The organism is Vibrio crassostreae (assembly GCF_041439375.1).
Classification (GTDB): domain Bacteria; phylum Pseudomonadota; class Gammaproteobacteria; order Enterobacterales; family Vibrionaceae; genus Vibrio; species Vibrio crassostreae_D.
This window is the reverse complement of record NZ_JBGONY010000013.1, coordinates 75,309-97,388: the sequence shown is the minus strand read 5'-3', so window position 1 is coordinate 97,388 and position 22,080 is coordinate 75,309. Positions and strand designations below refer to the sequence as shown.

18 protein-coding genes and 1 riboswitch are annotated in these 22,080 nt (G+C 43.9%); of the genes, 14 read left to right on the top strand and 4 right to left on the bottom strand.

From position 1 onward, the window contains the following. Window positions 1-82: 82 nt before the first annotated feature. A riboswitch (Lysine riboswitch) is annotated at window positions 83-260 on the bottom strand. Between the two features lie 176 nt (window positions 261-436). After that, window positions 437-1,576 carry a pyridoxal-phosphate-dependent aminotransferase family protein gene (locus ACED45_RS08180; RefSeq protein ID WP_048618113.1) on the top strand — a complete coding sequence of 380 codons (1,140 nt, stop codon included), beginning with the start codon at window positions 437-439 and terminating at the stop codon, window positions 1,574-1,576. A 107-nt stretch (window positions 1,577-1,683) separates the two neighbouring features. On the opposite strand, the gene ACED45_RS08175 is transcribed toward ACED45_RS08180, so the two are convergent. The 4 genes from ACED45_RS08175 to ACED45_RS08160 form a co-directional block, all read right to left on the bottom strand. After that, window positions 1,684-3,447, bottom strand: coding sequence for a PglL family O-oligosaccharyltransferase (locus ACED45_RS08175; protein ID WP_371713718.1), 1,764 nt, complete (start codon window positions 3,445-3,447; stop codon window positions 1,684-1,686). Window positions 3,448-3,543: 96 nt separating this feature from the next. After that, window positions 3,544-6,375, bottom strand: a complete 2,832-nt coding sequence (gene uvrA, locus ACED45_RS08170; protein WP_371713717.1) for an excinuclease ABC subunit UvrA — start codon at window positions 6,373-6,375, stop codon at window positions 3,544-3,546. 151 nt (window positions 6,376-6,526) lie between these two features. Beyond that, window positions 6,527-7,399, bottom strand: coding sequence for a UTP--glucose-1-phosphate uridylyltransferase GalU (gene galU / locus ACED45_RS08165; protein WP_048657943.1), 873 nt, complete (start codon window positions 7,397-7,399; stop codon window positions 6,527-6,529). Between the two features lie 156 nt (window positions 7,400-7,555). Further along, window positions 7,556-8,203, bottom strand: coding sequence for a LuxR C-terminal-related transcriptional regulator (locus ACED45_RS08160; protein ID WP_029222919.1), 648 nt, complete (start codon window positions 8,201-8,203; stop codon window positions 7,556-7,558). 278 nt (window positions 8,204-8,481) lie between these two features. Between ACED45_RS08160 and ACED45_RS08155 the strand changes: the two genes are divergently transcribed. The 13 genes from ACED45_RS08155 to ACED45_RS08095 all read left to right on the top strand — a co-directional run bounded on the left by ACED45_RS08155 (window position 8,482) and on the right by ACED45_RS08095 (window position 21,944). Continuing rightward, window positions 8,482-9,039 carry a single-stranded DNA-binding protein gene (locus ACED45_RS08155; protein WP_017061342.1) on the top strand — a complete coding sequence of 186 codons (558 nt, stop codon included), beginning with the start codon at window positions 8,482-8,484 and terminating at the stop codon, window positions 9,037-9,039. Between the two features lie 161 nt (window positions 9,040-9,200). After that, on the top strand, window positions 9,201-11,216 hold the full coding sequence (gene csrD, locus ACED45_RS08150; protein WP_108167549.1) for an RNase E specificity factor CsrD: 2,016 nt from the start codon (window positions 9,201-9,203) through the stop codon (window positions 11,214-11,216). A 2-nt stretch (window positions 11,217-11,218) separates the two neighbouring features. After that, window positions 11,219-12,661, top strand: coding sequence for an MSHA biogenesis protein MshI (locus ACED45_RS08145; protein WP_102480907.1), 1,443 nt, complete (start codon window positions 11,219-11,221; stop codon window positions 12,659-12,661). After that, window positions 12,661-13,308 (top strand): type 4a pilus biogenesis protein PilO, encoded by a 648-nt coding sequence (gene pilO / locus ACED45_RS08140; RefSeq protein ID WP_371713716.1) that lies wholly within the window; start codon window positions 12,661-12,663, stop codon window positions 13,306-13,308. The genes ACED45_RS08145 and pilO overlap by 1 nt, the downstream gene beginning before the upstream one ends. After that, window positions 13,301-13,636, top strand: a complete 336-nt coding sequence (locus ACED45_RS08135; RefSeq protein ID WP_371713715.1) for an MSHA biogenesis protein MshK — start codon at window positions 13,301-13,303, stop codon at window positions 13,634-13,636. The genes pilO and ACED45_RS08135 overlap by 8 nt, the downstream gene beginning before the upstream one ends. 15 nt (window positions 13,637-13,651) lie before the next feature. Then, a complete protein-coding gene (mshL, locus tag ACED45_RS08130) occupies window positions 13,652-15,322 on the top strand; it encodes a pilus (MSHA type) biogenesis protein MshL (protein WP_371713714.1) in 1,671 nt (556 codons plus the stop codon). Between the two features lie 52 nt (window positions 15,323-15,374). Next, window positions 15,375-16,214: an ExeA family protein gene (locus tag ACED45_RS08125; RefSeq protein WP_055318979.1), complete on the top strand. Its 840-nt coding sequence runs from the start codon at window positions 15,375-15,377 to the stop codon at window positions 16,212-16,214. A 2-nt stretch (window positions 16,215-16,216) separates the two neighbouring features. Further along, window positions 16,217-17,377, top strand: a complete 1,161-nt coding sequence (locus tag ACED45_RS08120; protein WP_371713713.1) for a tetratricopeptide repeat protein — start codon at window positions 16,217-16,219, stop codon at window positions 17,375-17,377. After that, the gene (locus ACED45_RS08115; protein ID WP_048657952.1) at window positions 17,367-19,091 is read left to right on the top strand and encodes a GspE/PulE family protein; all 1,725 of its coding nucleotides are present in this window, start codon (window positions 17,367-17,369) and stop codon (window positions 19,089-19,091) included. The genes ACED45_RS08120 and ACED45_RS08115 overlap by 11 nt, the downstream gene beginning before the upstream one ends. 12 nt (window positions 19,092-19,103) lie before the next feature. Further along, window positions 19,104-20,327, top strand: a complete 1,224-nt coding sequence (locus ACED45_RS08110) for a type II secretion system F family protein (protein WP_060982974.1) — start codon at window positions 19,104-19,106, stop codon at window positions 20,325-20,327. Window positions 20,328-20,330: 3 nt separating this feature from the next. Continuing rightward, the gene (locus ACED45_RS08105; RefSeq protein ID WP_048657954.1) at window positions 20,331-20,786 is read left to right on the top strand and encodes a hypothetical protein; all 456 of its coding nucleotides are present in this window, start codon (window positions 20,331-20,333) and stop codon (window positions 20,784-20,786) included. 79 nt (window positions 20,787-20,865) lie between these two features. Continuing rightward, window positions 20,866-21,441: a prepilin-type N-terminal cleavage/methylation domain-containing protein gene (locus ACED45_RS08100; protein WP_048657956.1), complete on the top strand. Its 576-nt coding sequence runs from the start codon at window positions 20,866-20,868 to the stop codon at window positions 21,439-21,441. Window positions 21,442-21,476: 35 nt separating this feature from the next. Continuing rightward, on the top strand, window positions 21,477-21,944 hold the full coding sequence (locus ACED45_RS08095; protein WP_371713712.1) for a type II secretion system protein: 468 nt from the start codon (window positions 21,477-21,479) through the stop codon (window positions 21,942-21,944). Window positions 21,945-22,080: the final 136 nt, after the last annotated feature.

The window sequence follows — 22,080 nt, the reverse complement described above, 5'->3', positions numbered from 1 at the left end:
TAAAATTACGGTTGGGTAATCCAACGTCCGATGTTTTTCGAAGAGAGTTTTAGAGCAAAAAGAGAGGAATTATTAGAATAGTAACCTCAGAAGCTCTTCACCATATAGAAATGGCGACAGTTGACGGGATTCAGCCCGCTCAACCGATAATAAAGGTCCTGCATCCTTTTATTATCTCGGCACTGCTCCCCATAAATGTTTTGTATTGGAAATGCGGTTCCACAAAACACCTGCCTGGGCAGTGCTCCTCTTCTGCTAGATAGCCATTTCATTGAACGTGTTTGCGGTAACAATGTCAATCCGTAACTTGAGATAATTGAAAAATAATTTTAACAATTATGTGACAGTGGTTTGACCTCAATACTTATGGCTAATTGCTGAGGTAATCAATTTGCTTTAGGGTGGATTGTTCACAACATTAACGTAAGGGATGTACATGTCTAATTTAACACTCACTACTGCTATCGATAGCTTTTATCCACCACACCGAACGTTAATGGGACCAGGTCCTTCTGATATCTCACCTCAGGTACTGCAGGCTCTAAGCCGTCCGACGATTGGTCACTTAGATCCGCTTTTTATTGCGATGATGGATGAGCTTAAACAGCTTCTTAAATACGCTTTTCAGACTGAAAACGAATTTACGATTGCCGTTTCTGCACCGGGCAGTGCGGGTATGGAGACCTGTTTTGTTAACTTGATTGAGCCTGGTGAAAAGGTGATTGTTTGTCGTAACGGTGTCTTCGGTGAGCGTATGCGAGAAAACGTGGTGCGCTGTGGTGGCGAAGCCATCCTTGTTGATGACGAGTGGGGCAAGCCCGTTTCAGTTGAAAAGGTAGAACAAGCATTGGCAGAAAACCCCGATGCTGTTGCGGTTGCATTTGTGCATGCAGAGACATCAACTGGAGCGCTATCTGATGCTCAAGCTATCTCAGCTATCGCTCGTCAGTTTGATGCGTTAACGATTGTCGATGCAGTGACATCACTTGGTGGTGTGCCATTGCTGGTTGATGAGTGGCAGCTAGATGCGGTTTATTCTGGCAGCCAAAAGTGTCTGTCTTGTGTGCCAGGGCTATCTCCGGTGACTTTCTCTCAGCGTGCCGTTGATAAAATGAAAGCCCGCCAAGCTCCGGTGCAAAGCTGGTTCTTAGATCAAAGTTTAGTATTAGGTTACTGGAGCGGAGAAGGTAAGCGCAGCTACCACCATACCGCACCTGTAAATAGCCTCTATGCTCTGCATGAGTCGCTGGTTTTGTTGAAAAATGAAGGCTTAGATAATGCGTGGTCTCGTCATCATGCGATGCACCAGGAGCTTAAAGAAGGCGTAGAAGCTCTAGGGTTAAAGTTTGTGGTTGATGAAGAGAGTCGCCTGCCGCAGCTGAACGCACTTTATTTCCCTGAAGGAATTGATGAAGCTAAGATCAGAACGCAGCTTTTAGAAGAATACAATCTTGAAATCGGTGCAGGGCTGGGCTCTTTGGCTGGTAAGGCATGGCGTATCGGCCTAATGGGTTACGGTGCTCGTAAAGAGAATGTTGCGCTGTGTCTCAAAGCGTTAAAAGATGTTCTGAAATAGTAGTGGCAATGAACTGAAATTAAAGAGAAAAGCGCCCGAGAGATCGGGCGCTTTTTTGTGTCTAACCGAAAGGTCAAAAATGGTGCTTCAGTTCCGAATTCTAAACATCACTCAGCAGATGAAACGGTATCTTCTGCTTGTGACACTTTCTTATACTGAACCTTTGAAAAGTCTCTATCTGGGAACAAGAAGCTTGCTTCACTACGAATTTGTTCCGCCTTGCTGTGATCCCCCAATCCTTGATAAGCAAGAATAAGGTTGCTGTAAAAAGCCGGCCTAGGCTTACTCTTGATGATCTCTAACGACCAGTCGATGTAAGGCTGGATAAGGCTCGGGTCTGCTTTATAGAGACCAATATTAAGGTATGTACTGTATATGTCCCAATCATAGCGATCTTTCCAGACTACGGGGTTGGTTACTTGCTTAAGAATGTCTGGGTTTTTAGGCTTAGACAGCTCAAACTTAGTCAGGACATAGTTGGTATGCAGAGCGCTCAACATATAAAAACTGACTAAGATAGGTATTACTAAGCTCGACACTCTAAACAGGGTCTTGCTGATGATACTGAACGGCTGTTGATAATGTCGGGAAGAGCGCTGATCGACCCAGTAAATCAATATAATGAATGTTATCCAGTGAATCGCCGAGTGATAAAAAGGATACTCAAGCTGAGAGTGCAAAAGAATTGGGATGAATAAAGCGAGCAGGGCTAGACGCGTTCCCTTTGCAGAACTTGCTATACGTGACATAACCAATATTGCAGCAATCAAGATCCCGATGATTGGTACAATTCCCCCTTCTACCCCCCAAAACAGAAACTCATTGTGGGGGTGATCCATTGAAGGAAGACCTGGATGATAGTTTGAATTGAGTTGGTGCTGACGAGCGGTATAAAGGGTGTACTCTGATTCAAATTTCCCGTAGCCGTAACCAGTAAATGGTTTCTCTACCAACATGTCTAGTGTTTGAGGGAAGGTGTAAGCGCGAGGGCTTTCTAGGTTCGCTTTCTTACTCGCTATGCTATCTGTAGCGCTAAGGTTTATTACAGTAAACGCAACCACAATACCTACAACAACTGATGCGCACCATCCATAGAAGCGTTTCTTGGTCGAAAATTTATATAGGTAAGGAAGAATACACACAAAGCCGATGAGTGCCGCTAACCATCCGGTACGTGATGCGATGATGATCAGCAGTGGCACGGTTAAAGTTGGGGTCAGATACAGTAAGAAAGACTCACTGATCTTATGGTTATATTTAGCGGGCTGCCTTGCTAAAAGATAAGCTGAAAGCACAAAGCCCGTAGCAAGGAAGCTTGCCATTACATTCGGTTGTTGGAATATCCCATATGGTCGGTTTGCCGCTGTGTTGTAGCCAAATAGGTTGCCAGGCTCCAAGAAGAAATATTGCACATAGCCAAATAGTGCTTGTATGACAACAGCAAGCACAATGAACCACAACATGCGCTGCTTGTGCTTATTGCTGAATTTAAATTGCTGCAGCACGACGAATAATGCAAAGCCCGCCCACAATCCAAGCAAGCGTCCTGAAGCTCCTTGAGGAGCTGCATTGCTGTATAAAATGGGTAGTGTGAGTATGATGCAGCTTATCAACAAGCCAATCGTTAATTTTGAATACTTAAGTACTCGGTTGGTAGCGAGTTGGTAAAAGCCAATTGCTAGCGTGAAGCTTAGCGCCAGCCAAGTTGTTGGGTTAAATGATAACGCAAGCCCCGAGCCTCCAGGGTTAGGCATGAAAAAATGCATGGCTAACAAGAATACAACAGCTAAAGAAGCCAGAAATGCTTTGTTGAGTGGTAGCTGAGTGACCTGATTTTCTAGCTGGGTACCGCTAGTGTGTATTGTTGCCATAAATCCCTAACCTTATAAAAACAGAGCTTGTTCCTTCTGAAACAAGCTCTGTTACTTTAACATTTTTCTGTCTGCTCGCAGGGCGCTATTTTACACCTACTTCAAATTTAACATAGGCTTAAGGAAGCGAGCAGTGTGTGAACCTTCGACTAACGCCACATCTTCAGGTGTACCTTCTGCAACAATCTCGCCACCACCTTGTCCGCCTTCTGGGCCAAGATCTAGGATCCAGTCTGCTGTTTTAACGACATCTAAGTTGTGCTCAATCACGACAACCGTATTACCGTGATCACGCAACCTATGTAGTACCGTTAACAACTGCTGGATATCGTGGAAATGAAGACCTGTTGTTGGCTCATCGAGAATGTATAAGGTTTTTCCTGTGTCTCGTTTCGATAGCTCTCGCGCCAATTTAACACGCTGGGCTTCACCACCAGACAAGGTTGTCGCTGCTTGCCCCAAGCGAATGTAAGATAGACCCACGTCCATGAGTGTTTGTAGCTTACGAGCGATAACAGGTACTGGATTGAAGAACTCGCGTGCATCTTCTACGGTCATCTCAAGAACTTCGTCTATGGTTTTGCCCTTGTAGCGAACCTCTAGAGTCTCACGGTTATAGCGCTTGCCTTTACACACATCGCAAGGTACATACACATCCGGCAAGAAGTGCATCTCTACTTTGATTACGCCATCGCCCTGACAAGCCTCACAACGGCCACCACGAACGTTAAAGCTGAATCGACCTGGTTTATAACCACGAGAACGTGACTCTTGTGTGCCCGCGAATAGTTCACGAATAGGAGTAAAAATCCCTGTATAAGTTGCAGGGTTTGATCTTGGTGTACGACCGATAGGGCTTTGATCTATGTCGATCACCTTATCAAAATGTTCTAATCCTTTAATCTTTTTGTGTTGTGCAGGAACAGCAGTCGTGGCCCCGTTTAATTGAGTGTGGGCGACTTTGAAGAAGGTGTCATTGATTAGTGTTGATTTACCTGAACCTGATACACCTGTAATACAACTGAATAAGCCTACAGGAATTGTCGCGGTGACATTCTTTAGGTTGTTCCCCGTTGCGCCTACGATCTCTACGACCTTTTTCTTGTCGATAGGTGTTCTCTTTTCTGGCACTGCAATTTCTTTGGTGCCGCTCAGGTATTGGCCTGTCAAAGAGTTCGGGTTTTCGATGATGTCTTGCATGGTGCCTTCTGCTACCACGTGTCCACCATGCACACCTGCACCTGGGCCGATATCGATAACATGGTCAGCACAACGGATTGCGTCTTCATCATGTTCAACAACAAGCACCGTATTACCTAGATCTCTGAGGTGAACCAAAGTTTGCAGCAGACGTTCATTATCGCGCTGGTGGAGGCCAATCGATGGTTCATCCAGTACATACATAACGCCAACTAAACCGGCACCGATTTGGCTCGCCAAACGAATACGTTGCGCCTCACCACCAGACAGCGTCTCGGCACTGCGTGATAGGTTAAGGTAGTTTAAACCAACGTTGACTAAGAAATGCAGACGATCATTGATCTCTTTCATCACTTTATCTGCGATCTGCCCACGCTGACCGTCTAATTTCAATTCTTGGAAAAATTGTAGTGCGTCAGCAATGCTCAGTTCAACGATTTCCGGCAGTGTTGTATCACCAATGAAAACATTTCGAGCCTCTAATCTTAAGCGAGTACCATCACAGCTAGAACATGATTTGGTTGATATATATTTGGCAAGATCTTCACGCACCGCGCTAGATTCAGTATCACGGTAACGGCGCTCTAAGGTATTTAATATTCCCTCGAATGGATGACGCTTAACTCGAATATCACCTCGGTCATTGATGTACTTGAATTCCACTTCAGTACGACCTGATCCTTTTAGAATGATCTCTTGAGTCTTTTTCGGTAGAGAATTAAATGGTGCATACAGGTCAAAACCATAATGTTCTGACAGCGATGTTAGCATTTGGAAATAGTAGTAGTTCTTTTGATCCCAACCTTTGATCGCACCTTCTGCGATACTTAGGTTCTCATCCAAAATCACTCGGCTTTGGTCAAAATACTGCTGAACCCCAAGACCATCACAAGTACCGCATGCCCCAGCTGGGTTATTGAAAGAGAATAGGCGAGGCTCTAGTTCCTGCATGCTGTAGCCACACTTTGGACAAGCGAAGTTAGCAGAGAATACGATCTCTTCTTGGTCTGTTTCATCCATCCAACCGACGACAGCGATGCCGCCAGATAGCTCTAATGTGGTCTCGAATGACTCAGCTAAACGCTGTTGAAGATCAGGACGAACTTTGAATCTGTCTACCACGACTTCAATGGTGTGTTTCTTATGAAGTTCAAGTGCTGGTGGATCGGATAGATCACAGGTTTCACCATCAATGCGCGCACGGATAAAGCCTTGTGCCGCTAAGTTTTCCAGTGTTTTAACATGCTCACCTTTACGCTCTTTGACGATCGGTGCCATTAACATCATCTTTGAGCCTTCAGGCAGTTCTAATACCTTGTCGACCATTTGGCTGATGGTTTGCGCAGCTAGAGGGATGTTGTGATCTGGACAGCGAGGTTCGCCAACTCGCGCATACAGTAACCTAAGGTAGTCATAGACTTCAGTAATAGTACCGACGGTTGAGCGGGGGTTATGTGACGTCGATTTTTGCTCTATCGAGATAGCTGGAGATAAACCTTCGATGTGGTCTACATCGGGTTTTTCCATAAGAGATAGAAATTGGCGAGCGTAGGCAGACAAAGACTCAACATAGCGACGTTGTCCTTCTGCGTAGAGAGTATCAAACGCAAGTGACGACTTCCCTGAACCGGATAGTCCAGTGATAACCGTGAGTTTATCGCGGGGAATCGTTAGGTTAACGTCTTTGAGGTTATGCGTACGAGCGCCTCTAATTTCTATTTTATCCATCTCAATAGACCATGTAATTTTAAGTGGCTAAAGTATTACATAGAGTGAGATTTGTGCAAAGTTTTACTGGATAAAAAAACAGTAAAATAAAAAAAGGGTGACTCATCGAGTCACCCTTTTACCATTCGAAACGCTAGTTATTAACCAGTCGTTATGCTTCTTTCTTTGTCGAGTGCTTACCTAGCTCAATTTGCTTTTGGTCTTTTTTGTATAGGTTTTCGAAGCAGTAGTTTGTTGCTTCGATATAACCTTCAACACTACCACAGTCAAAACGTTGGCCTTTAAATTTGTAAGCCAATACACAACCCGCTTTTGCTTGTTTTAACAATGCATCGGTAATCTGGATCTCGCCGCCTTTACCTGGTTCTGTTTGCTCAATTAGTTCAAAGATATCTGGAGTCAGAATATAACGACCAATGATCGCTAGGTTGCTTGGAGCAGTACCTTGTTCTGGCTTTTCTACCATGTCATCAACACGGAAAAGATCATCTTTAATCATTTCGCCTGAGATAACACCGTACTTGTGAGTTTCTTCTTCAGGAACTTCTTGTACAGCAACAATAGAACAGCGGAACTGTTTGTATAGCGCAACCATTTGAGCCAATACACCTTGTTGCTCGTTAACACAAAGGTCATCGGCAAGTACAACGGCGAATGGTTCATCACCTACAAGTTCGCGACCCGTCAAGATAGCGTGGCCAAGGCCTTTCATCTCACGTTGACGAATGTAGGTGAAGTTTGCTGCTTCAATCGTTTCACGGATATTAACCAATAGATCTTCTTTATTGGTACCGCTAATCTGGTGTTCAAGCTCGTAGTTTTTATCAAAGTGATCCATGATCGAGTGCTTACCACGTCCAGTAACGATGCACATTCCATCCATACCAGCTTCAATAGCTTCCTCTACACCGTATTCAATCAGAGGTTTGTTTACTACAGGCATCATTTCTTTAGGCATTGACTTGGTTGCAGGTAAAAAACGTGTACCGTAGCCAGCTGCCGGGAAAAGGCACTTTTTGATCATGATAAGACCCTTTATCTATAATAATTATTGATTCAACTGAGTTGTTGATATTTCTGAGGGCAACTCTAGCATAAGTTATGTCGAAAATTCAGCAACAATAGCCATGGTTTACTAGAGCTTCCCTCAAAATTATCGTCAGACTAAGAGGTGGGTCGATTATGCAAGCAGGTTCTGGTTTGCCCATGCTATCGCTTGAACTCTATTTTTTACCGCAAGCTTACGGAATATCTGATAGAGGTGAGATTTAACCGTGAACTCACTAATAAACAAGTCATCGGCGATTTGTGTGTTTGAAGACCCTGATTGAAGACAGCGAATCACCTGAATCTCACGAATGGTTAAATCAACATTGGTTGGTGTCGTGTTGGTATTGACCATATTGCGATAATAAAACAACAGTTGATTGGTTACCTTCCTTGGCAGCCAGTTATCGCCATCAATGACTTCTTGAAGACCACGAGCAATCTTGTCCTTTTGTTCAGTGTTGTAAAAGAGTCCTTTTAGTACCCCATAGGTAAGAAGCTCTGAGGTTGGAAGTTGCTGGGGGACATTGAATAAAATGATTTCGTGATTTTTCCACATAACAGTCAGGTTAGGACAAATAACCAGTAGTTGTGGTACCTCTCTGTAATCGACGAGTAAGATCCGGTTACTCTGCTTTCTATCAACTAGCATTAATTCGTCGGGTGTCATTTTGTAGAGAATAATAGATAAGTGCTTTTCTATCTCTTTTACATGTAGATAGGTATCGTTTGGGTCGATGCACAGAAAATGCAAAGTGCGAGCGTATCTTGATTTTCTCATTGAAACGTCCTGTTTGAGTGGGATTAGATTCCACGTTGTCATGCAGGCTTTAGCTTCTCTAGCGTCTTGATAGTGACTTGCGTTGAATATCAATTATCAAAGTAAATGAGTGGTTTGTAAGTGGAGAAAAAAGCAACATCGCTCTGAATATCATGATTTGTTACGTTTTTATTCTTTGTAGTGGAGTGAGAATAGGAAGCGATTTATCACAGCAGAAAAGCATGCTATTCTTGTGCGCTAAAAATTTTCTGAGACTATGAATTTAGACGGAGCAAATCATGGCTAGCCGTGGAGTTAACAAAGTTATATTAGTGGGTAACCTAGGTAATGACCCTGAAATTCGTTACATGCCAAATGGCGGCGCAGTAGCGAACATTACCATTGCAACGTCAGAGTCATGGCGTGATAAAGCAACTGGCGAGCAACGTGAAAAAACAGAATGGCACCGTGTTGCTCTGTTTGGCAAGCTTGCGGAAGTTGCTGGTGAGTACCTACGTAAAGGTTCTCAAGTTTACATTGAAGGTCAACTTCAAACACGTAAATGGCAAGATCAAAGCGGTCAAGATCGCTACACAACTGAAGTGGTTGTTCAAGGCTTCAATGGTGTAATGCAAATGCTTGGCGGCCGTGCTCAAGGTGGTGCTCCTGCTCAAGGTGGCATGGGTAACAACCAACAGCAAGGTGGTTGGGGTCAGCCACAGCAGCCACAACAGCAGCAGCAACAATATAGTGCTCCAGCTCAACAGCAGCCGAAAGCACCTCAACAAGCTCCTCAGCAGGCTCAACCTCAATATAATGAGCCGCCAATGGATTTTGATGATGACATCCCATTTTGAGCTCTGTTTTTAATATATTATAAAGACAGTATTAAATTGGAAAAAGCCGCGTTCATCGCGGCTTTTTGTTACCTACAATTCTTAACGCTTTATTTACAACGTCAATTTATAGTATAAGTAGCAATACGGTATAATGTGAGTTGAAAAGGATTTCGTTATTCATGAGATATACCCCGACACTAAAATTGAGCACCCGATTGGTCGCATTTGTCACCGTGATAGTGATCAGCGCGATGTTCATTCTTTTTATTGGTGGCACACTTTCCTTTAAGCGTATTGGACAGGAATATTTAGACCATTATTTGGTTGGTATTGTCGACGTTGTAGATAAAGAGATGGAAGATCCCGACGCCGCGTATTCAATGCAGCGTTGGATGCCTAAAATGTTGCAGGCGAGCAATATTGTTGAGATGAAACTCTCGAACAAGACTGGCATCGTCTATCGTTTCAAAGATACCTCCCCACAAATTGATCCCAATCGCCTTTATGAGAAAAGCTTCATTTTAGAGCGTAATGAAGGTTACCGAATCGAATTTAAAGCGCTTCCTCCTTATATTGGCTACAACTACTCAATGGAAGCGATGTGGTCAATTACTTTGGCTGTCGCATTGGTCTTGTTCTGTCTGGCTCGCGGTGTTCGTTGGTTGAAAGAGCAACTCATGGGTTCTGAGATCTTAGAAGAGCGAGGAAGAATGATCCTTGCTGGACAGGTTGAACCTCACGCAAAGGGGGATGAGCGTGAATGGCCTTATACGGCAAGTGAAGCCTTAGATGTATTGATTGAAGAGCTACAAGATGCTCGTCAAGAGCGAAGTCGCTTTGATACTTTTATTCGTACCCATACCTTCCTAGATAAACTCACGGGCACGGCAAACCGAGTTTTATTTGATAATAAACTGGAATCGGTACTGCATGAAAGTGGTGCTCGAGGCGGTGTGTTACTGATACGTATCGACGAGTGGGAACAAGTTCGTGATGCTAACGACAAGCAAATCACTGACGGCTTTATTATTGAAGTCGGTGAAGTCTTATCGAATATCGTTCAGCGTTATCCAGATGTCATTTTTTCTCGCTATTACGAAGCGGACTTTGCTGTATTCATCCCTCACCAAGGTGCAAAAGATATTGCGACCTTGGCAGCTCAATGTTTAAGGCAGTTGGATAAACTAACCCCGCCAGAGCCTTTGGAATCCGAAAACTGGTGTCATATCGGTGTGACTATGTATACCGAAGGTGATCGTCACAGCCAGATCATGGATGAAACGGAAACGGCATTAAAGAGTGCTCAGTTAGAGCGTATTAATAACTGGAGCCGTTACCCGAAACAGAATAAGAATGAGTTGGATAGAGGCAGTGTTCGTTGGAGAACATTACTTGATAAAGCGCTGCTTCCTGAAAATTTAGTAATCTTTGCTCAGCGGTGTTATCTTATGCCGGAATCTGGTCAAGCTAATGAATTACATAGAGAAATATTTACTAGAATTCAGGATCCTGATAAAGGTTTATTGAAATCGTCTCGATTTATGCCTGCGGTAGAGCAAGTGGGTTATCAAGCTCAAATGGACCAATCGGTTCTAAAGGTTGTGTTGAAATCGCTGAAAGAATCAACTCAACCTATCAACTATTCGGTGAATCTGAATGTTACCCCGTTTGCTAATAAACAGCACTTTAAGTGGTTTAGGAGTGAGTTGTTACAGCTTTCTGCTCAGCACCGCTCTCAGCTTGCATTTGAGTTTCCAGAAGGGCACTTGATTGCTCATCTTGATTATATGAGACCGGTGGCAAAGATGCTACGAGGTTTAGGGTGTAAAGTTGTGGTTGGTCAAGCGGGGCGAACCATTGTTAGCACTCACTATATAAAGGACTTAAAGGTTAATTACATTAAGCTTCATCGAAGCTTAATCAAGAAAATTGATCAAAGGCATGAGAATCAACTGTTTGTCCGAAGCTTAATTGGGGCATGCGGTGACTCTCCAACTCAAGTTATTGCCGTTGGAGTCGAGACAAAACAAGAGAAGAATACTTTGATAGAGTTAGGCATTAACGGCTATCAAGGAAGATATTTCGACGAAGAACAACAAATTATCCCTTTGCCTAACCACGTTGAAAAGGCTGCAAAAGCGGAATCTGTTGTAAAAGTTGGACGAAGAAATCGATGGCGTAAGAGTAGTAGTTAAGAATGAATTTTAAAGCGATTTTAGACAAGATAAAGCCAACGAATAATAAAGGTAGCTCGCAAGTTGTCCTGCTGGGCAATGATGCCATTTATATTTCATCGACAGAACAAGAACCTCAAGTAACCAGTATTCCCGTGGTTAATGGGGACTGGGAGAGTGCGCTAAAAAAATCGCTTAGCAGTGAGGCGTTTGCCAGTAATCGTCTCCAGTTGGTTGTCTGTGCTAACTACTACCAAACCTATCAACTTGATAAACCGGACATTCCAGAGAGTGAATGGTCGGTTGCGTTGCCATTCTTACTCAAAGATCTCGTCTCTGAAAGGGTTACTGAGATCACGGCGAGTGCGGTCGCGCTTCCGACGTCGAACAAGCTGCAAGTGTATGTCTTGCCTAAAAAGCTGTTAGATAAGCTTTTAAATATTGCCAACTCGGTTCAGATCGAATTAGTTGGAGTGGCTCCTGAAGATGAAATCTGGGGTTACAGTGCTGGCGAGTTGTCTAACTTCATCCTTTTACAGCGCAGCGCTAATTCACACTTTAAGTTGGGTGCGTTTGTTGAAAATACCGTTTGTTTTCAAAGAACGATTCGCAGTGTTGTTCCACCTTTAACGGGTGTTGCGTCAAGTGCTCTACAGTTAGACGGTCTCGCTTTAGAACTTCAACGCTCGATCGATTACCTTTCTTCACAAATTAAAGGTACACAGCTTCACCAGCTGAAAATTTGCTGTGATGAGGAAGATGAAGCAGAGTTACAAAGTGCCTTAAATAGTACATTGAGCTCGACAGTTTCATTGTTGGTTGAATATGAACGTGATAATTCAGAGAGTTTGTTGGTTAAACTCGCAGCTGAAAAAGAGACGTTTAAGGTCAACCTTTACCCTGAACATCTTAAGCCTAAAAAAGAATATTTTACGCTGACCAATGTTGTTGCGAGCTGGGGGCTAGTTTGTGTTTTATTGCTTGGTGGTTACTTCGCGATGCAGTACCAAGTATCTAATCTAGATAAAGAACTAACAGCCCTGCAACAAGACTCGAATCAACTTAACAAGCAAGTTAACCAATTGAATAGTAAGTTAACTCAACACAAACCGTCCCCTGAGAAAGTGGCGGCCGTTGCGCGTCTCAAACGTGAGACTCAAGCAAAAAAAGAGGCTTTGAAGGCGGTCGGACAATACGACGAATCACAACAAGTCGGGTATTCTGGCGTCATGAATTCCTTAGCTAAATTAGGCCGAAATGACATCTCTCTTTCGCACATCTACATGACCCACGATACTTTAGATCTTAGTGGTTTGGCTCGTAACGCAAATGTCGTTCCGAACTGGATTGGTCAGTTTAAAAGTGAGCTTAATTTAGTCGGACGTGCTTTTGAAAAACTTAAAATTGGTCGTAATGACCAGGACGTGGTGACGTTTGAATTAAGTACTCGCAGGGAGAGTAAATAATGCAACAGTGGAACCAGCTTAGCGATAAGTTTCTTGCATTAAGCCAAAGAGAAAAATGGCTACTTTTCGTGTGTGGTTTTGTTGGCCTGTCCATGCTGTTATTCACCTTATTGGTTGAGCCCGCGTATCTCGACTTACAAGCGAAAAATGCCAAGACTACGAGCTTGACTCAATCGAATCAAAGGCAGCAGGGTGAATTACTTGTTCTGCAAGCTAAGTTAAGCAAAGACCCAGATAAAGAAATTAACCTCGAATACAAGAAACTCATGCGAGAGAGCCAAGACCTTTCTTTGCAACTTTCAGAGATTGTCGATGGGTTGATTACGCCTTCTCAAATGTCGCAATTATTGGAGAGTGTTCTTAATGCCGGTAATGGTCTAAAGCTAGAGTCGCTAGAGTCGTTAAAACCGGAAGCGATTTCGAATAATAAAGAGACCAGTGAATATTCTGGCTACTTTCTTCACCCTGTGAGAATGGAATTGACGGGCAGTTACTTTGATATTTCAGCTTATCTTCAAGCGCTTGAATCTTTGCCTGTTAGCTACTACTGGCGCACATTTGAATACTCAGTAGAAGAATATCCTAAAGCTCGACTGGTGTTCGAGGTATACACGCTAGGTACTAGACAGGAGTTTATCGGTGGTTAGAACTCTTTTGTTGTTTCTGCTGTTTGGCAGTTCCGCGGTGTGGGCTGAGCAAGACCCCACTGCACCATTAGGTTGGCTTTCACCCCAACAAAAAGCAACGTCATCTAAGAAAGCGCCAACTCGTTATCGCTTACCGTCCTTAGAAAGCATTGTATGCAAGGGAGATACACCTTGCTATGTGATTCTGAATGGTCAGATTCTCGGCCAAGGGGAAACGATCAGAGGGTACCGAGTTAAGAACATCGATCCAGAATACGTCACTCTGCAGAGAAGCTCTAAGCAGTGGAAATTAGAGATGTTCTCTTTAGATGTTAAGAATAATAATTAAGGTTAGAGTGAAGACATGCGTAAACTTGTAGTAGCAATCCTAGTGTCATCTTTGGTCGGCTGTTCGATGGGGCATAGAGATCCTGTTGAGATTAAAGAATCTTTAAACGAATCAATTAATGAAGCCAATAGCAGAGCGCTTCATGATCTTCCTTCGTCGGTACAAGATGACCTTATGCCTCAGCTTAGTTCTGACTCTATGTCTCCGGGGATGGAAACGGTTAAGCGTTTTCGTATTCAGGCAAAAGGTGTTGAAGCGAGAACCTTTTTTGCAAGCTTAGTGAAAGGTACTGAGTATAGTGCTGCTATTCATCCAAGTGTTTCTGGAAAGCTCACTTTTAATTTAACCGATGTGACGTTAGATGAAGTGCTGGCTGTTGCTCAGGACATGTATGGCTACGATATTGAAAAGCGTGGAAAAGTCATTCAGGTTTACCCTGCAGGTTTACGTACAGTAACGATTCCTGTTGATTACTTACAAGTTAAACGTTCTGGTCGCTCATTAACGACGATCACGACAGGGACTATCACGACTTCTGATTCAAACTCGTCGAGCTCTTCCAGTTCCAATTCAAATTCGTCGAATTCATCCAACTCTTCTAACTCATCAAACTCGACATCGAACGGTGGTACAGAGATTGAAACGACCTCTGAAAGTGACTTTTGGCCACAACTTGAAGCCGCCGTTGCTCACTTAATTGGTTCTGGTGATGGACAGAGCGTCGTTGTTACCCCGCAAGCCAGTGTGATTACTGTGCGTGCTTATCCTGATGAAATCCGTGAAGTTCGTGAGTTCTTAGGCATTTCTCAGAAGCGCTTACAACGCCAAGTGATCTTGGAAGCAAAGATCATGGAAGTGACTTTGAGTGATGGCTACCAGCAGGGTATTAACTGGACCAAGATGTTCTCGTCAAATGGTACTAACTACACAATTGGCATGGGCTCTATTGTTAAAGATGCAGCCGGTACGATAATCCCAGGTACATTGCCAGGGATGGACCCAATTGGTGCAGCTTTAGGTGGTCAATCTAACCTAGTTGTTTCTGGTGGTAGCTTTGAAGCAGTATTAAGTTTCATGGATACACAGGGAGATTTGAACGTGCTGTCTAGCCCTCGAGTGACAGCTGCGAATAACCAAAAAGCGGTTATTAAAGTCGGTACTGATGAATATTATGTAACTGATTTATCAAGTGCGGTTGGTAGTGGCGATAACGCGAATGTCGCTCCTGAGGTTGAATTAACCCCGTTTTTCTCTGGTATCTCTTTGGACGTGACACCTCAGATCGATGATAAAGGCAGTGTGTTTTTACATGTCCACCCGGCAGTTATTGAGGTGGATGAAGAAGTCAAAGAGCTTAACTTGGGTTCAACAACGGGGGTCGTGACGCTTCCTTTGGCAAAAAGCTCCATTCGTGAGTCTGACTCAGTGATTCGTGCTCAAGATGGTGATGTTGTGGTTATTGGTGGCTTGATGAAATCAAATACCAGCGATGTAACCTCTAAAGTTCCATTCCTTGGTGATATTCCAGCCCTCGGCCATTTATTCCGTAATACCAGTCAGTTGACGCAAAAAACTGAGCTTGTGATCTTGCTTAAACCGACAATCGTCGGTGTGAACACATGGCAAACAGAGTTAGAGCGTTCTCGAGATCTGCTTCAACAGTGGTTCCCAGATGATGAAGAGTAGTTACTTACTTTTTCAATGTAGATTGGCAGTATCTAACTAAGCTAGGTTACTTATGTATCAAGCTCATTTTGGTTTTGAACAACTGCCATTTACCTTAACGCCGAATACCGATTTTTTTTATGGTTTAGCGCCTCACTTTGAAGCGATTCAGACGGTAATATCGGCGTTAGAAATGGGCGAGGGCGTGATTAAGGTCACCGGAGAGGTCGGTACTGGAAAAACCATGGTTTGCCGGATGCTGGTCAATCACCTAAATGATTGCACAGCTCTAATTTACCTGCCAAACCCTGTGCTCTCAGGTGCAGACTTACGCCAAGCCGTTGCTAAAGAGCTCGGTTTGACTATCGACAGTGAAGCAACCTTGGTTGATAACATTCAGCATAAGCTCATTGAATTGCACAATTCGGGTTTAAGAGTGGTGGCAATTCTTGATGAAGCTCAGGCTCTATCGGATGAAGCTCTCGAAACACTAAGGCTGTTTGGCAACCTTGAAACAGAAGATAAGAAGCTGCTGCAGATTGTTTTATTGGGGCAGCCTGAGCTGGATGCTCGACTAGAGGCTTACCATCTCAGACAGTTTCGCCAAAGAATCACGTTTAGCTCAACTTTGAGGCCGCTGACTCTCGATGAAACGGTGGCGTATATTGATAACCGGATCGCTAAATCTGGTGGTAATCCTGAGTTGTTCAGCTTGAATCAAAAAAAGGCGATTTGTCGATCGTCGTTAGGTATCCCTAGATTGATCAATCAACTTTGTCATAAGGCTCTATTGCTTTCGTTCAGTGAAGATAAGAAAAGTATCGACAACCAGCATCTGTTTTCCGCTATGCATGAAACATACGATGTGTGTAAGCCTAAATTTAAAACGCCAATACTGTGGGGTTGGAATTAATTATGAGCGTCATTAACAACGCCTTGTCTGAATTGGCAAAGAAAAAATCAGCGACTTCGATTGAAGCGGCAGTCGTACCTAAAGTAAAAACACGTTCCCCATTGGTTTGGGTCACAGCAGGTTTTACTCTGAGTTTAGCAATGGGCGGTTGGGCGATATCGCAAGGTCCAGTGATTGAGCAGCCAATCTTAACTCGAGATTTACAGGTTCAGGTTTCTGTCGTTGATGATTCAAATGGTATTCAGGAAGCGGTTCAACCTATCTCATCACCAACTACGAAATTGGTGACCCTAGACACTGCCAGCTTTTCAACAGAAAACACTGCGATGGTAAAAAGCGCTAAAGCTAAGCCAGTTGTATCTGAACCGGTTGCTGCGTCTATCCCACAGCCGACAAAAGAGAAAGCATCAACGAAAGCTCTAAGCGCGCCTCAAACGACTAAGACTGAAATTCCTCAGCCGACTTATGTTGCTAATGTGGCAAAAACAGTTTCAGCCTCTATCTCTAATGAGTCAGTAACTTCTGGTGGTTCAGAAAATAACGGAATGTTGATCGAACAGGTTGAGTTAACACCTGCGCAGTTATCTGTGAATGCACAAGGGCGTGCTCAAAAAGCGCTTGATGCGAATGATCTTACTGGTGCTCTGAAAGGCTACACTGAAGCTCTACGTTATACGCCACGAAATGAAGATGTTCGTCAGAAACTCGCGATTCTCTATTTTGGTAAGGGTGATACACGTAAAGCGTACGAGCTGTTTCAGTCAGGGATTAAGCTTAATATTAACAGCGAAAAGCTACGCTTGGGCCTATCTAAGCTTTTGGTTAAAGCAAACCAAGCAGAAGCGGCTTTAAGTCCATTAATACATTTACCGCCGAACCCTACGCAAGATTATCTAGCTATGCGTGCAGCATTGAGTCAAAAGTCTCAGCAAGAAGAAGTGGCCTTGGAAAGTTACCAAAAGTTGGTTGAGATTGATTCAGATAATGCTCGCTGGTGGTTAGGCTTAGCGATCCAGCAAGAACGTCAGCTCGATTTCATAGCAGCTAAAGCGTCATACCAAGGTGCGTTAACCAGAGTAGGTATCTCATCTCAATCACAAAGCTTTGTGCGTGACAGGTTAAAAATACTCAATGCTTTAGAGGAGAGCGGCGATGCAAATTAGATTAAGAAAAAGGCTTGGTGATTTGCTTGTCGAAGAGGGCATTATCACGGAGACTCAAGTTGAGCAAGCACTGGCTGCTCAGAAAAGCACCGGTCGTAAGCTGGGTGATGCACTGATTGAACTTGGCTTCTTGTCAGAGCAACAGATGTTGAGTTTCTTGTCGCAGCAGTTAGCGATTCCTCTTATTGATCTAAGCCGAGCTGTTGTCGATGTCGAAGCGGTACAGCTTTTACCGGAAGTACATGCTCGTCGCCTTCGTGCATTGGTGATTGGACGCCAAGGTGACACTTTGCGTGTTGCAATGAGCGACCCTGCCGACCTGTTTGCCCAAGAATCTTTGCTAGGCCAGTTAGGAGATTACGCACTTGAATTCGTTGTCGCTCCAGAGAGGCAATTAGTTGATGGCTTCGATCGCTATTACCGAAGAACTAAAGAGATCGCCTCATTTGCTGAGCAGCTTCACGCTGAACACCAAGTTAATGATGCCTTTGATTTCGATATCGCTGAAGAAGACAGTGACGAAGTTACAGTAGTAAAGCTAATTAACTCGTTATTTGAAGATGCAATCCAAGTCGGCGCTTCTGATATCCATATAGAGCCAGACTCAAACGTACTGCGTCTTCGTCAGCGTATTGATGGTGTGCTGCATGAAACATTGCTGAACGAAGTGAACATTGCTTCTGCACTTGTACTGCGCTTAAAGCTGATGGCAAACCTCGATATCTCAGAAAAACGTCTTCCTCAAGATGGTCGCTTTAATATCCGTGCTAAAGGTCAGTCGGTTGATATTCGTATGTCGACCATGCCAGTACAGCACGGTGAGTCTGTCGTGATGCGTCTGCTTAACCAATCTGCAGGACTACGTAAACTTGAAGCCTCGGGTATACCGAGCGATCTGTTGGTTCGTCTTCGTCAACAGCTGCGCCGCCCGCACGGTATGATCTTGGTTACTGGGCCGACAGGTTCGGGTAAAACCACAACCCTGTATGGGGCATTAAGTGAGCTCAACGAACCGGGCAAAAAGATCATTACCGCGGAAGATCCGGTGGAATATCGTCTTCCTCGTGTGAACCAAGTTCAGGTAAACCCTAAGATCAATCTCGACTTCTCTACAGTCCTAAGAACCTTCTTGCGTCAGGATCCCGATATCATTCTTATTGGTGAGATGCGTGACCACGAAACGGTTGAGATTGGCTTGAGAGCCGCGCTGACTGGCCACTTAGTATTAAGCACCCTCCATACCAATGATGCGGTAGACAGTGCACTGCGGATGATGGATATGGGAGCACCAGGTTACTTGGTCGCGAGCGCTGTTCGAGCGGTCGTTGCACAGCGATTGGTTCGCAAAGTTTGTACCGATTGTAAGGTTGAGGATGAGTTAGATGAACCTCGTAAGCAATGGCTGAGCGTTCGTTTCCCTAACCAAGTGGGTGTGCCGTTTATGAAAGGCCGTGGCTGTCAGAACTGTAATTTAACCGGTTACCGTGGGCGTATTGGTGTATTTGAAATGTTGGAGCTAGAACAAAACATGATGGATGCACTAAGAGCGAATGATGCAGTTGGTTTTGCTCAAACGGCGAGACAGTCTGAAAACTACAAACCGTTATTGGCTTCTGCGATGGAACTGGCTCTGCAAGGTGTTGTGAGTCTCGATGAGATCATGCATCTTGGCGAAGGTGATGCTTCTGGTGCCACCGACCCAATTTATCTTTAGGGGTAGAGTGATATGCCAACGTATCGTTATGTAGGTCGCAGCTCTGATGGTAGCCAAGTGAGTGGTCAATTGGATGCGAATAACGAAGATCTCGCAGCTGAAAGCTTGATGAGCAAGGGGATCATTCCAACCTCTATCAAGCTAGGTAAAAGTGGTGGTTCAGTCTTAGATATGGATGTATCGAGCCTGTTCTCTCCGAGTGTACCATTAGAGGTGTTGGTTCTGTTTTGCCGACAGTTATACAGCTTAACCAAAGCGGGTGTACCACTTTTAAGGTCGATGAAAGGCCTTACTCAAAACTGTGAAAATAAGCAGTTGAAGGCTGCTCTCGAAGAAGTGGTTGCTGAGCTAACTAATGGCCGCGGATTAGCAGCATCGATGCAGATGCATCCCAAGGTATTTAGCCCATTGTTTGTGTCTATGATTGGGGTTGGTGAAAACACGGGTCGTTTAGATCAGGCTCTTCTGCAGTTGGCCGGGTACTATGAGCAGGAAGTTGAGACTCGCAAGCGAATCAAGACCGCGATGCGTTATCCAACGTTCGTGATTAGCTTTATTTTGATTGCGATGTTCATTCTTAACATCAAGGTGATTCCGCAGTTCTCTAGCATGTTTGCGCGCTTTGGTGTCGACCTGCCGCTACCGACTCGTATCTTGATTGGTATGTCGGAATTCTTTGTGAATTACTGGGGCTTAATGCTTGGCGTGATCTTTGGCCTTATTTTTGCGTTTAAAGCCTGGGTTAAAACAGACAAAGGCTTGGAGAAGTGGGATCGATTACGCTTAAAAATGCCGGTTATTGGCGGGGTAGTAAATAGAGCACTATTGTCACGCTTCTCACGTACGTTTGCTTTGATGCTAAAAGCGGGCGTGCCACTAAACCAATCGTTAGCTTTATCCGCTGAGGCTTTGGATAACCGTTTTCTAGAGCTTCGAGTTCAAGCAATGAAGTCAGCCATTGAAGCCGGTAGTACGGTCTCATCGACCGCGGTCAACAGCGAAATTTTCACACCGCTAGTGATACAAATGATTTCAGTTGGTGAAGAGACGGGTCGTATTGATGAGTTGCTACTTGAAGTGGCTGATTTTTATGATCGCGAGGTCGATTACGATCTAAAAACCTTAACTGCCAGAATTGAACCCATTTTGTTAACCATCGTTGCGGGCATGGTGCTGATTTTAGCACTAGGTATATTCTTGCCGATGTGGGGCATGTTGGATGCAATCAAAGGCTAGGGGATGCTAAATAACCTACAACGCTCACGTTTTGTTATTTGGACTGTGGTTATTCTTTTTCTTATTGTCGGTGTGCTTTCGGCATTTAAAACGGTAGAAGAAGAAGCGACTAATACGGCATTTATTGTGGCGAGCAAGCGGATTTTAGAACAAGCCAATTTGTTCAAACAGCAGTATTTGTTATCAGGCTCCGAGCAAAACAATGATCCGGAGCACCCCAAAAGTTATAGTCGAACAGGCTGGTTAAAACCGATTCAAGGTACGGAGCGAGACTGTAATTATTGGCTGGATCAATTGTATCCCCAAGGGAGCATTTTAGGGCTAAGATCTCCAAGTGTTGAAGATAAAAGTGATAACATACTGTTTCACTGCGCTTATCATTATGCTGATAAGTATCAGCTAGATATATTGCTCGAAAAAGAAAGGTTTAGTGTGAAAGCCAATATTTTGGCTTTGTGAAAATATTGACAGTTTTTGTATGGTTTTATACGTGCGCGAATGTATAATGCGCGTTAATAATTAGATGAGTAGGTAGAAAATGCTTAAGAATCAAAAGGGTTTCTCCCTTGTCGAATTAGTGATAGTGATCGTGGTCGTTGGTTTATTGGCGGTTGCTGCATTACCTCGTTTTCTCGATGTAACTGATGAAGCCAAGAAATCAAGCATTGAAGGTGTCGCTGGTGGTTTTGCGACCGCTGTTTTGTCGGCAAGAGCACAGTGGGAAGCAGAAGCAAGACCGTCAGAGAAGATTGGTGTTGAGACATACAATACTGTAAATTATGATGGTGTTGATTTTTGGTTAACAAGATCAAAGAACAGTAGCAACGTCGATACTGACTTTCGAGATGGCTATCCGTGGACTCTGAACAATAATTCGAGCACCGCGCCACAAGATATTTCAGATGAAACATGTTCTGAGTTGATGGAAAACTTGCTGCAAAATCCACCTAAAGTGGGTCCTATCTCGGATGTTGCTAACGACTCAAACTACAAGTATTCAGCGCAAGCAAATTCTGGTGATGCAACCTGTACTTACGTTCAATTGGAAGGTAGTACAGAGCATGAATTTGTTTACGAAATTAAAACTGGTCGTGTGACCGTAACTTTGCAGTAAGTCTGCGTAAAATTAAACATAGAGAGAGCTTAACTATGAAAAGACAAGGCGGTTTCACCCTAATCGAACTAGTGGTTGTAATTGTTATTCTAGGTATTCTTGCTGTAACTGCGGCACCACGTTTCCTAAACCTGCAAGATGATGCTCGTGAGTCTTCACTTCAAGGTCTAAAAGGTGCAATTGATAGTGCTGCTGGTATTACTTACGGTAAAGCTGCTGTCGAAGGGTTAGAGGCTGTATCTTCAGGACAAAACGTAGAAGGTATTGATATTGCTTTTGGTTACCCTACGGCTGATGATACAGGTATAGGTGCGGCTGTTGTTGGCCTAACAACAGATTGGAGTCGATCTGCTAGTAATGGTGTTATGACACTGACTTTTTCCGGCACTAGTGCAGCGACTGCAACTGGATGTATTGTTACTTATACACAAGCTACAGGCACAACTGCGGCCTCAGCTGCCTCTACAACAGTAACTCTTGGTGCAGGTTGTAATGGTAACTAAATAGCTTGCTACGGTAAGCTAGAGGTCGGCATTTGCCGGCCTTTTTTATTTTAGATATAGGTAAATAACTCTCTAATATTCATTGTTTTTATTCTATCTTGTAATCTAGAGCTACGATTGACTTTCTTAGGGGCTA